General features: G+C 59.2%; 9 protein-coding genes and 1 riboswitch. Of the genes, 4 read left to right on the top strand and 5 right to left on the bottom strand.

The window, feature by feature from the left end:
• Positions 1-4: 4 nt before the first annotated feature.
• The 4 genes from B9N43_RS10355 to B9N43_RS10370 all read left to right on the top strand — a co-directional run bounded on the left by B9N43_RS10355 (position 5) and on the right by B9N43_RS10370 (position 4,436).
• Positions 5-322: a hypothetical protein gene (locus tag B9N43_RS10355; RefSeq protein ID WP_145842127.1), complete on the top strand. Its 318-nt coding sequence runs from the start codon at positions 5-7 to the stop codon at positions 320-322.
• 24 nt (positions 323-346) lie between these two features.
• Positions 347-2,938 (top strand): molybdopterin-dependent oxidoreductase, encoded by a 2,592-nt coding sequence (locus B9N43_RS10360; protein WP_145842128.1) that lies wholly within the window; start codon positions 347-349, stop codon positions 2,936-2,938.
• Positions 2,939-2,985: 47 nt separating this feature from the next.
• Entirely contained in the window at positions 2,986-3,243 is a 258-nt protein-coding gene (locus B9N43_RS10365) for a YfhL family 4Fe-4S dicluster ferredoxin (RefSeq protein ID WP_145842129.1), read from the top strand.
• Positions 3,244-3,461: 218 nt separating this feature from the next.
• Complete coding sequence (locus B9N43_RS10370) at positions 3,462-4,436, top strand: aldo/keto reductase (protein WP_145842130.1); 975 nt, start codon at positions 3,462-3,464, stop codon at positions 4,434-4,436.
• 118 nt (positions 4,437-4,554) lie between these two features.
• Here B9N43_RS10370 and cofH read toward each other — a convergent pair whose 3' ends face one another.
• The 5 genes from cofH to metK form a co-directional block, all read right to left on the bottom strand.
• Positions 4,555-6,960, bottom strand: coding sequence for a 5-amino-6-(D-ribitylamino)uracil--L-tyrosine 4-hydroxyphenyl transferase CofH (gene cofH, locus B9N43_RS10375; RefSeq protein ID WP_222428708.1), 2,406 nt, complete (start codon positions 6,958-6,960; stop codon positions 4,555-4,557).
• Positions 6,961-7,177: 217 nt separating this feature from the next.
• On the bottom strand, positions 7,178-7,885 hold the full coding sequence (locus tag B9N43_RS17695; RefSeq protein ID WP_145842132.1) for a TetR family transcriptional regulator: 708 nt from the start codon (positions 7,883-7,885) through the stop codon (positions 7,178-7,180).
• 115 nt (positions 7,886-8,000) lie between these two features.
• Positions 8,001-8,831, bottom strand: coding sequence for a methylenetetrahydrofolate reductase [NAD(P)H] (gene metF / locus B9N43_RS10385; RefSeq protein WP_145842133.1), 831 nt, complete (start codon positions 8,829-8,831; stop codon positions 8,001-8,003).
• A gap of 22 nt (positions 8,832-8,853) precedes the next feature.
• Complete coding sequence (gene ahcY / locus B9N43_RS10390; RefSeq protein WP_145842134.1) at positions 8,854-10,272, bottom strand: adenosylhomocysteinase; 1,419 nt, start codon at positions 10,270-10,272, stop codon at positions 8,854-8,856.
• Positions 10,273-10,293: 21 nt separating this feature from the next.
• Positions 10,294-10,383: riboswitch (S-adenosyl-L-homocysteine riboswitch) on the bottom strand.
• 20 nt (positions 10,384-10,403) lie between these two features.
• On the bottom strand, positions 10,404-11,570 hold the full coding sequence (gene metK / locus B9N43_RS10395; protein ID WP_145842135.1) for a methionine adenosyltransferase: 1,167 nt from the start codon (positions 11,568-11,570) through the stop codon (positions 10,404-10,406).
• Positions 11,571-11,613: the final 43 nt, after the last annotated feature.

The raw sequence follows: 11,613 nt of genomic DNA on the forward strand, positions 1-11,613 counted from the left end.
GGAAATGACCACCGTTAGTGTCACGCTCCACGGCTTCCCCGATCTGGGACTGGACGGCGGCCAACCGACCCTCGACCTGGAACTGGCGCTCGAAATCCTGACCGGCAGGGAAGTTTTCAAGGCCCTGCTGGAACGCTTCGGCGCCCCCCTGGAACCGGCCCTGGGCCCGGCCCGGGAGGCGCACTGCCGCTTGAAGAATGTGCACCTGTTCGTCAATGACAAGACCATCAACGACGCGGATGAGGTCCTTGACGTCCATGTGGATGCCACAGGCCGGATCAGGGTGCTGCTGATCCTGGTGAAGGCCATCGCCAGCGGCTAACCCAAACCAATCGAGGTTTTATTCATGTCCCACGTCGACGCCACCACTTCCACACCTGCTGACCAATGGGTACCCTCCCACTGCAGCATGTGCTACCACGGTTGTCCGATTCTGGCCCACGTCAAGGATGGCGTGCTGGTCAAGATCGAGGGCAACCCGACCACGCCGGCCACCCGCGGCCGCCTCTGCCCCAAGGGCAATGCCGGGGCCATGCGGCTCTACGATCCCAAGCGGCTGAAGGTGCCGCTGCGCCGGACCAATCCGGAGAAGGGGCTGGATGTGGATCCCGGCTGGGAGGAGATCACCTGGGACGCGGCGGTGGACATCCTGGAGCAGAAGCTGCGGGCGATCCGCGAGAAGGATCCCAACCTCCTAGCCATGGGTGGCTTCAACCCCCACTCTTGGCACTGGAACAACGCTTTTGGCATGTCGTTTGGCACGGTGAATTCATCCAAGATCCTGTTCAGCGCCATGGGCCACATGTGCGGCAATGGCGCCCACACGGCGGGGGAGATGATCCACAACTCGATGAACACCCACCCCGACCTGGAATATGCCGAGTACGCGATGATCGTCGGCGCCGCCATCGGCGAGGCCTACCAGGGCGCGGTGGCCTACGGTCGCATCATGGGCGACGCCAAGGGCCGCGAGAAGTTCAAGATGGTGGTGGTGGACCCCCAGCAGAGCCGCGCCGCCGCCATGGCCGACGAATGGGTGCCGATCCGTCCGGCCACGGACGGCGCCCTGCTGCTGGCCATGATGCACGTGTTGCTGCATGAGGCGAAGATTTACGACGCCCACTACCTGCGAGTGCATACCAATGCCGGCTATCTGATCGGTGGCGACGGCTATCCATTACGCCATGCCGACAGCAGCAAGCCTCTGGTCTGGGACCTGGCATCCGGCCAGGCCCTGGAATACGACGATCCCGCCGTCAACGGTGATCAGGCGGATCAGGCGGCCCTGCTGGGTGTCTTCCAGACACTTGTGGGGGAGGGCCGCCCCGGCTTCCAGTTGCTCCATGACCACCTGAAGCAATACACGCCCGAGTGGGCCGAGCCCATCACCAGCGTGGCAGCCGCCACCATCCGCCGCCTGGCCAACGAACTGGGCCAGGCCGCGCACATCGGCGAGACCATCGAGATCGACGGCAAGACCTATCCCTACCGTCCGGCCTCGGTGTCCGGCTACCGTGGTCTCAGCACCCACACCAACGCGCTCCACACCTCCTGGGCGATGGAGCTGATCAACGTACTGATCGGCTCCACCCGCGCCGTGGGCGGCGCCCGGGCCTGGATCGGCACCATGATGCATGAGATGCCAGCCACTACCCTACCAGGACCAGATGGCCTGATTGCTACACCATTTCAGCCGATACCATTTAACTTTCCTCCCAAGCTGACGACTATCCAGGAGTTTTTCCCAATGGCGTTCGATGCTGGACTTTTAGCATATGAAACTCAAGCACATCCTGAACTTTACAGTAGCACCCCCATAGAAATGTTGATCTTTGAGGCCGGAAACCCTGTTCTTACCGGTCAGAATCCTAAGTCCGCGATAGCCGGTTTGAAGGCCATACCCTATGTGGTGGACATCACACTCTATGTGGACGAGACGGCGTTATTTGCCGACTTGGTTTTACCGGATGTCACCTACTTGGAGCGTTATGGTTGGGAAGGCATGTGGTCCGTGGAGGATGAAGGGGTTCAGATTCAGCAACCGGTGGTGGAACCCCTCTATGGGGTCCGACATAGTGCCGATATCTATATTGAACTTGCCAGTCGCCTGGGCTTCATGACGGGCCCGTTGGGCTTCAGTTCGTTTTTAAGCATGCTACAAACGCTTGGGGGACCACCAGAGGGACAGGAGCACGTCAATGATATTGGACATATCTATCGGAGTGCCAAGGAATATGTGGAGACCTTTGTGAGGGTTGTTGCACCCAAGGAGGAAACCCTGATCTGGCAGCAGGGTCACAATTTACGTACTAAGCCGGTGGTCAAACGCTACGCACCGAGCTGCTTCGGCGGCCACCGCATTCCTCTCTATTCCAACTGGTTCAAGCAGGTAGGTGATGATCTGCGGCGCAACATGGAGAGCAATGACGTCTTTGCCAAGGCGCCGGGCCTGGATCCTGAGCGGGTATTTTTCGAATATGCGCCTTTACCGTTCTGGTTTCCCAGCGTTCTGGAGAGTGAACCGCCGGAATTCGACCTTTACGTAATGAATTGGAGAACTGCCATGGGAGGCGTTGGTGCGGGAACTGTACCCGCCACGAATGTCTGGTTGTTGGAAGCTGCTGAACGCGATCCGTATTTTTCCCGCATCCTGATCAATTCCGCCACAGCACGGAAAAAGAAGCTGGAGGACGGCCAGCGGGTCTGCGTCGAATCCCCCCACGGCCGCATCGAGGGGACTCTGAAATGTACCGAGACCATCCACCCCGAGGTGCTGGGTACCATCGGTTGCTGGGGCCACATCACCGACGCCGCGGTGGCCAAGGGGCACGGACCAGGCCATTTCAACAGTCTGCTAGGCCATGGTCTGAAATATATGGGGCCATCTACTCTCCAGGCGGAATGCGCCGCACGAGTAAAGATTTATCCGGCTCAGTGACGAGATGTTGGATTAGTCAATCCCAGTCCAAACTTCGAGGCTTTACTATGTCTTTGATGATTAATGATGAATGCATCAACTGCGATGTTTGCGAGAGTGAATGTCCTAATCATGCAATTTACCAGGGTAATGATATTTACATTATTGATTCGGCCAAGTGCACAGAGTGTGTAGGGCACTTTGACGAACCGCAGTGCTTAGAGGTTTGTCCAGTCGACTGCATCTTTCCAGATCCTGTCCACATAGAGCAGCAGAGTGAATTGATGTCCAAGTTTTTAAAATTGGTGGCGCTTAACGCCTGCTGAGCTTCTCAACCACGATTATTCGCGCGGGCGGTGTTTGAAAAAGACACTCGACGACTTCATCACCAAACAACGCGCAAAGTAATTTCCACACAACCGGCTCGCCTGTTATGTAACGACTGAATCTTGTCGACCGTTTCCGGGTAGCAGGTCGGCTGTATATTTTTCGGCCCTCGGATTCCTGTGGGCTTTTTCAGGCTTTACCGACAAAAGGATCAGCCATGCTCAAGAAACTATCTCTTGCCAATACGGACCTCAATGTCAGCCAGCTCTGCCTGGGCACCAACATGTTCGGTACCGCGCAGCTCCTAGACAAGGCGGGCGAGATTCTGGAGACCTTCCTTGCCGGCGGCGGCAATTTCATCGACACCGCTCATTCCTACGGCGACTGGATTCCCGGCATTCCCAACGCCGCCAGTGAGCGCACCCTGGGCGAGTTGCTGAAAGGAAAACCCCGCGCCGGCTATGTGCTGGCCACCAAGGGTTGTGAGTTCGACTACCGCAAGGGCGACTACGCGCCGCGGGTGACCCCGGATCATCTAGCGGCCGACCTGGCGGGCAGCCTGGAACTGCTGGGAGTCGGTTTCATCGATCTCTACTGGCTGCACCGGGACGACCAGAGCCGCCCGGTGAAGGACATCGTCGATGCGCTGATCGGCCACCAGCAGGCGGGCCGCATCCGCCACTTCGGCTGCTCCAACTGGAGCGTGGACCGCATCCTGGAGGCCCAGCAATACGCGGCCAGCCTGGGTCATGGGGGCTTTGTCGCCTGCCAGCCCATGTGGGGCCTGGCCGAACCGAACCGTGCAGCCATGATGACCTACGCGCCAGGGGGCTACTACGAGGACGGCTACCAGGTGCTTCACCAGGCTGGCATGACCATGGTTCCCTACTCCGGGCAGAGCCGGGGCATTTTCAGCAAGCTGGCGACCAGTACGACCAAGGAGGCCATTTCCCCGGATGTGGCCGCCCTCTATTACCACGATGCCAATCTGCGCAAGGTGGACGCGCTGAAGGCCATCGCCATCCGTCTCGGTGCCTCGGTCAATGATATCGTGCTGGCCTACCTGACCTCCCAGCCCTTGGCGACGGTGCCCATCATCGGTTGCAGTTCTCTCGCCCAGCTGCGGGAAAGCATCGCGGCTTGTGCAATCCGGCTCGACGCCGAGGAGCTGCGTCAATTGAGGGAGGCTTGAGATGGAGATGTCAAGCGTAATGCTGAGAACGAGAAAATCGCCGACTGGCTGATTTGAGGCCTTACGCGACAAAACCCTGCCAGCCGTAATAAACGGCTGGCAGGGTTTTACCCGATGACTATGCTACCCGATTCATAGATTCCATGAATTTCTGGTAGAGGGTGGTCCTTCGCCAGGGCCGTCGGCCGATGCTGCGGGCCAGCTTCTCCAGTGCCTGGGCCGAGAGCTCCTGACCATGGGTGCCGCCGGCGGAGCGGGTGATGGATTCGTACATCAGCACGCCGCCCAGGTCGTTGGCGCCGGCCTGGAGGCACAGGGCTGCTCCCTGCCCCCCCATCTTGACCCAGGAGGTCTGGATGTTGGGGATCAGCGGGTGCAGGGCCAGCCGGGCCACGGCGTGCATCAGCAGGGATTCCTTGAGGGTGGGGCCGGCCCGGGACTTGCCTCGGCGGCCCATGGGCGCTTCCATATGCACGAAGGCCAGGGGCACGAATTCGGTGAAGCCGCCGGTCTCCTTCTGCAGGTTGCGGATGTGCAGCAGGTGGCGGGCCCAGTGCTCGGCCCGGTCCACATGGCCGTACATGATGGTGGCGGTGGTCTTGATACCCACCTCGTGGGCGGCCCGCACCACTTCCAGCCATTCCTGGGTGCTGAGCTTGTCGTGGCAGATGATCGCCCGCACCTCGTCGTCCAGGATCTCGGCAGCGGTGCCGGGCAGGGTGGACAGGCCGGCCTCCTTCAGCATGCGCAGGTAGTCGTGGAGGCCCATGCCCAGGGTGCTGGCCCCCTGATGGATCTCCAGGGGCGAGAAGGCGTGCAGATGCATGTCCGGCACCCGGGCCTTCACCGCCTCGATGATCTCCCGGTAGGTGTGGCCGGTGTACTCGGGATGAATGCCGCCCTGCATGCAGACCTCGGTGGCGCCCTTGTTCCAGGCTTCTTCGGCGATGTCGGCCACCTGGGCCGGGTCCAGTCGGTAGGCCGGGCCCCGCAGTTCCGGGGTGGCCCGACCCTTGGCGAAGGCGCAGAAATTGCAGCGGTAGGAGCAGATGTTGGTGTAGTTGATATTGCGGTTCACCACGAAGGAGACGCCGTCCCCCACCACTTCGGCTCGCAACTGATCGGCGGCCCGCAGCACGGCGCGGAAGTCGTCGCCTTCGGAGTCGAACAGGGCGACGATCTCGGCCTCGGAGAGATCGGCCCCGGCCCGTGCCTTGTCGATGATGGCGGCGATCTCGGGATGGGGCGCAATGGGACGCTCCGGATCCACCCAGGCGGCGGCATGGACCGGCATGGGGTGTCCGGCGCCAGCGTGCCAACTATCGGTGCGGGCACGACCAAAAATGTCGATGCGGGCCAGCAGGGCCGGCATCAGGGCGGCATCCACCCAGCGCGCCGCCTGCAGTGCGTGGGCCGGCGCCAGGGCCAGGCGTTCCGCCAGGTGGCGTCCCGCCGCCGTGGTCTCGGCGGCCAGTTCCACCAGGTGGGGCCAGGGGGCCTCCGGATTCACGTGGTCGGGAGTTACCGGGGAGACGCCGCCCCAGTCATTGACCCCGGCACCCACCAGGGCTGCCAGGCCGTCGCGCTGGAGGTTGGGGGGCGCCTGGAGCGACATGGCCGAACCGAAGATCAGGCGGGCCACGGCCAGGGTCCATAGATGTTCGTCCAGGGAGGGCTCCGGGGCATCCGCCATCTTGGTGTCGGGCTTGGCCCGGAAGTTCTGGATGATGACTTCCTGGATGTGGCCGAATTCGTCGTTCAGGTCCCGCAGGGCCAAGAGGGATTCAATGCGCTCGGCCCGGGTTTCGCCGATACCGATCAGGATGCCGCTGGTGAAGGGCACCGCCAGTTCCCCGGCGGTGCGCAGGCAGGCCAGGCGCACTGCCGGGTCCTTGTCGGGGGAGCCATGGTGGGGCATGCCCTTTTCGCACAGGCGGGGCGAGGCCGATTCCAGCATGATGCCCATGGAGAAGGAGACCTTGCGCAGCCGGGCCATTTCCTCGGCGCTCATGATTCCCGGGTTGAGGTGGGGCAAGAGGCCCGTCTCCTCGAATACCAGGCGGGCCATGGCTTCCAGATAGTCCAGGGTGCTGGCGTAGCCCATCTCGTCCAGGGCACGACGGGCGGCACCGTAGCGCAGCTCGGGCTTGTCGCCCAGGGTGAACAGGGCTTCCTTGCAGCCCGCGGTGGCGCCGGCCCGGGCGATGGCCAGGACTTCCTCGGGACTGAGGTAGGGGCTGGCCAGTTCCCGGGGCGCCTGGGCGAAGGTGCAGTAGTGGCAGACATCCCGGCACAACTGGGTCAGCGGAATGAAGACCTTGCGCGAATAGGTGACGATGCGGCCGAAGCCTTCCAGGGTCAGGGCTTCCGCCGCTGTCGCAAGGGCGGGCAGGTCCTGGCAGTCGGCCAGGGCCAGGGCCTCCTCCCGGCTCAGGCGATGGCCCTGGCGGGCCGTGTCGATGATGGCGTTCAGTTTGCGGGTGTCGCTGGACAGGTGGAGGCTCTGGACAGTGAAATGTTCCACTACTTGGTGGAATCCTTGCCGGATTAATGCTTCAGCGGCAGCATTCGCAGTTGCTTGCGACAGGGCTCTCTCTTGCGGGAATCCTATGCCTGCAAGGGTATTTTTTACCTGGTGGTTTTCGTCGGAAAACATGAAAACGGTCTTATTAGAATAAACGGGACATTAAAACGATTGCCCAGAAATTAAGATTCATCTGCTGTAGCTAATTTCGCAATTTTTATAACCACTCGCCAACATGCTCAAGGGCTCTAATGGAATGAAGTGATTGCTGCTCTTTTGATGTTGCCCCAGTGTTATCAGAATTGCAGACACTTGCCGGGACCTTTCTTCTCAAATCGATGTGGTAGTCAATCAATTGTGAAGCATTTCCAACAAATGACGTCATCACCATCAAACTCACTAACCCCTCTATAAAAATGCGGGTGTCTTGCGCTGCCCGTTCTGGAACTAGTTCAGCTTTCAAAGCATTCTGTAAAGCGGCTTGGTGGTAAGCAAGTGCTGTCATGCGGTGTAGTTCGTTTTGGGTATTCTGAAGCTCATTCCAGATTGGCCCGCAATCTTCCTGATACTCGGAGCAAGTGAGGATAATTTTTAGCGCCTTCCGAATCTTCTGATGATTCTCAAGATCCGCGACCGACTTCTTCAATACAAGCGCTACAGCATTTAGCGGCTCGTGCAGATCAAGTTGTACGGCTAGGTCATCTTTAACCTGCAGTAGCCATATGCGAAGCTCCATGCAGAGCACATTCAAAATATCTCGCTTGCCAGTGAAATGCCAGTAAATCGCGCCCCGGGTAACACCGGCGTTTCTTGCTATCTCATCCATACTTGCCAGGCTGACGCCACGCGCCAAAAATACTCGTTCAGCCGCCTCAAGAATTCGGGAGCGGGTTTGGTCTGCCTCTTCTTTCCGCCTACGTGCCATATCAATATGCTCCAATGGCCAATAACAACTGGCTAAAGATGTATTTCAGATATACAAATGACCTATTGCCGTTTTCTTGGAATTTCCAGAAGGCGGGGTTGCCGCCTTCTGGAGATCAAGCCACCCCAATACGACGGCAAATTTCTGCCACCAACGGTGACTGGTTGAGGGTGTAAAAATGCAAGCCCGGAGCGCCACTCTCCAACAAACGCCTACATAAGTCCGACACGAGGTCTAAACCATATGCTTTTACTGACTCTGCATCATTCTCAAAATCATCGAAGCGCTTGCGCATCCAGCGCGGTAGCTCCGCGCCACATGCATCAGAAAATCTGACGATTTTTTCGAAGTTAGATATGGGCATGATGCCGGGGACAATAGGAATATGGACACCCCGTGATCGAACCTGGTCAACAAATTGTATGTAGGCATCTACGTTGTAGAAATATTGCGTTATTACAGAGTCGGCACCAGCTTCTACCTTTCGAACAAAATTTTCAATATCGTCTCGGTTGGACTTCGATTCTGGATGAACCTCAGGATATCCGGCGACTACCAGATGGAAGAAGTCACCAGTTTCATGCCGGATGAACTGAATCAGTTCTGACGCATGGCGAAACTCACCTGGCGCAACAAATCCAGAAGGCAAATCGCCTCGTAAGGCAACGATGCGACTTACTCCTGCACTTCTGTAGTCCTCCAGCATATTTCCGAGACTATCTCGCGTTGCCCCAATGCATGACAAATGCGGCGCCGCACTTAATCCAGAGCGCTGTATTTGCAATACCGTTTCCAGGGTCCGGTCACGAGTTGATCCACCAGCACCAAATGTCACTGAAAAATATGTTGGATTCAGGCTTTCCAGTGCCTCCCACGTCTTCCTCAACTTCTCCATACCTTCTAGAGTTTGTGGAGGGAAAAACTCGAATGAAATTTGCTTAGTCATGACTATTCATTCATGAAAAGCATTAATAGCGGTAGTGGTCGGCCTTGTAGGGGCCTTCCTTGGGCACCCCGATGTAGGCTGCCTGCTGATCGGTCAGCTCGGTGAGTTGCACGTTGAGCGTCTTCAACTGCAGGCGGGCCACCTTTTCGTCCAGATGCTTGGGCAGGGTATACACGCCCACCGGATACGCGGCGGTCTTGGTGAACAACTCGATCTGGGCGATGGTCTGGTTGGCGAAGCTGGAGGACATCACATAGGACGGATGGCCGGTGCCGCAACCGAGGTTCACCAGTCGCCCCTTGGCCAGCAGGATGATGCGCTTGCCATCAGGGAAGATGACGTGGTCCACCTGGGGTTTGATTTCTTCCCACTGGTACTTTTCCAGGGAAGCGACATCGATTTCGTTGTCGAAGTGGCCGATGTTGCAGACGATGGCGTTGTTCTTCATCTTCACCATGTGCTCATGGGTGATGACGTGGAAGTTGCCGGTGGTGGTGACGAAAATGTCGGCCTTGTCGGCGGCGTATTCCATGGTGACCACGCGATAGCCTTCCATGGCGGCCTGGAGGGCGCAGATCGGGTCGATCTCGGTGACCCAGACCTGGGCGGAGAGGGCGCGCAGGGCCTGGGCCGAGCCCTTGCCCACATCGCCGTAGCCGCAGACCACGGCGATTTTGCCGGCGATCATCACGTCGGTGGCGCGCTTGATGCCGTCCACCAGGGATTCGCGGCAGCCGTAGAGGTTGTCGAACTTGGACTTGGTCACCGAGTCGTTGACGTTGATGGCGGGGAACTTGAGCTCGCCCCGCTGATGCATCTGGTACAGGCGATGGACGCCGGTGGTGGTTTCCTCGGTGACGCCCTTGATCTTCGCCAGGCGGGTGGAATACCAGGCCTTGTCGCTGGCCAGCTTGGCCTTGATGCTGGCGAAGAGAATGGTCTCCTCTTCGGAGCCGGGCTTGGCCAGCACCGCGATGTCCTGCTCGGCCCGGGCACCCAGGTGCAGCAGCAGGGTGGCGTCGCCGCCGTCGTCGAGGATCATGTTGGAATGGCCGCCATCGGACCACTCGAAGATGCGGTGGGTGTAGTCCCAGTAGTCGGTGAGGCTCTCGCCCTTGACGGCGAAGACGGCGATGCCGTCCTTGGCGATGGCTGCGGCGGCGTGATCCTGGGTCGAGAAAATGTTGCAGGAAGCCCAGCGCACCTGAGCGCCGAGGGCCACCAGGGTCTCGATCAGAACCGCGGTCTGAATGGTCATGTGCAGCGACCCGGTGATGCGAGCGCCCTTCAAGGGCTGGCTCTTGGCGAATTCCTCGCGGATGGCCATCAGGCCGGGCATCTCGGTTTCCGCGATGCGGATTTCCTTGTGGCCCCAGTCGGCCAGGCCCAGGTCGGCAATAGCGTAGTCAGGGGCAGATTTCAATACAGCACTTACACTCATAATGGTCTCCGTTCAAATTGAGTTGAACAGGCGCCGTTTCTTACAACTTGTCGTTCCGAGCCTGACAGTTCTTCCCAGATAGGAATAGCTGCTGCAGCGCCTCTCGGAATAACAAGCTTCTTAATGCAATGCTACAAACCCGCATCCGCCCTCAACGCGGCAGCCTTATCTGTCAGTTCCCAAGGTAGTCCAGCATTTTCGCGACCAAAGTGGCCGTAAGCCGCTGTCTTCTTGTAGATGGGGCGCAGCAGGTCAAGCATGTTGACGATGCCTTTGGGACGCAGGTCGAAGTGCCTTCTCACCAGATCGGCGATCTTCTCGTCGGAAATCTTGCCTGTGCCGTAGGTAGTGACCCAGACGCTGGTGGGCTGGGAAACACCGATGGCGTAGGACACCTGGACCAGGCACCGGCTGGCCAGGCCCGCGGCGACGATGTTCTTCGCGATATAACGGCCGGCATAGGCGCCGGAACGGTCCACCTTGGAGGGGTCCTTGCCCGAGAAGGCACCTCCGCCGTGGGGGGCCGCGCCACCGTAAGTGTCCACGATAATCTTGCGTCCCGTGAGGCCGCAATCCCCCTGGGGGCCGCCCACCACGAAACGGCCGGTGGGATTCACCAGATACTTGATCTCGCCCTTGATCAGTTCCTTGGGCAGCACTGGCTTGATGATGTCCTCGATCACCGCTTCCCGAATGTCATCAAGGCTAATGTCCGCAGAGTGCTGGGTGGACAGCACCACGGTGTCGATGGCATCGGCCTTGCCATCCTTATAGCGTACCGTAACCTGGGATTTAGCGTCCGGGCGCAGCCAGGAAAGCCGGCCGTTCTTGCGTAGTTGGGACTGGCGCTCCACCAGGCGATGGGACAGGTGGATAGGGAGGGGCATCAGGGTGTCGGTCTCGTCACAGGCATAGCCGAACATCAGGCCCTGATCGCCGGCACCTTGGTCCAGGTTGTCGTCGTAGGCTTTATTCACGCCCTGAGCGATGTCGGGGGACTGCTTGTCGTAGGCCACCAAAACGGCGCAGCCTTTGTAGTCGATGCCGGATTCGGTGTTGTCGTAGCCGATTTCCTTGATGGTGTCCCGGGCGACCTGGATGTAATCGACGTTGGCGTGGGTGGTGATCTCCCCGGCCAGCACTACCAGACCAGTGTTGGTCAGGGTTTCTGCCGCAACCCGGGCATGGCGGTCCTGGGTCAGGATGGCGTCGAGGATGGCATCCGAAATCTGGTCGGCGACCTTGTCCGGGTGGCCTTCGGAAACCGATTCGGAAGTGAAAAAGTATTCTTGAGACATAACGAGCTGCTCCTGTTTAGTTTTCCCCGGGTTTTGCGTTTGG

The sequence above is a fragment of the Denitratisoma sp. DHT3 genome (assembly GCF_007833355.1).
GTDB lineage: Bacteria > Pseudomonadota > Gammaproteobacteria > Burkholderiales > Rhodocyclaceae > Denitratisoma.

Excerpts from the sequence above, each read along its gene's own strand:
- B9N43_RS10355 (WP_145842127.1), top strand. The coding sequence starts at position 5 with ATGACCACCGTTAGTGTCACGCTCCACGGCTTCCCCGATCTGGGACTG.
- B9N43_RS10360 (WP_145842128.1), top strand. The coding sequence starts at position 347 with ATGTCCCACGTCGACGCCACCACTTCCACACCTGCTGACCAATGGGTA.
- B9N43_RS10365 (WP_145842129.1), top strand. The coding sequence starts at position 2,986 with ATGTCTTTGATGATTAATGATGAATGCATCAACTGCGATGTTTGCGAG.
- B9N43_RS10370 (WP_145842130.1), top strand. The coding sequence starts at position 3,462 with ATGCTCAAGAAACTATCTCTTGCCAATACGGACCTCAATGTCAGCCAG.
- B9N43_RS17695 (WP_145842132.1), bottom strand. The coding sequence starts at position 7,885 with ATGGCACGTAGGCGGAAAGAAGAGGCAGACCAAACCCGCTCCCGAATT.
- metF (WP_145842133.1), bottom strand. The coding sequence starts at position 8,831 with ATGACTAAGCAAATTTCATTCGAGTTTTTCCCTCCACAAACTCTAGAA.
- ahcY (WP_145842134.1), bottom strand. The coding sequence starts at position 10,272 with ATGAGTGTAAGTGCTGTATTGAAATCTGCCCCTGACTACGCTATTGCC.
- metK (WP_145842135.1), bottom strand. The coding sequence starts at position 11,570 with ATGTCTCAAGAATACTTTTTCACTTCCGAATCGGTTTCCGAAGGCCAC.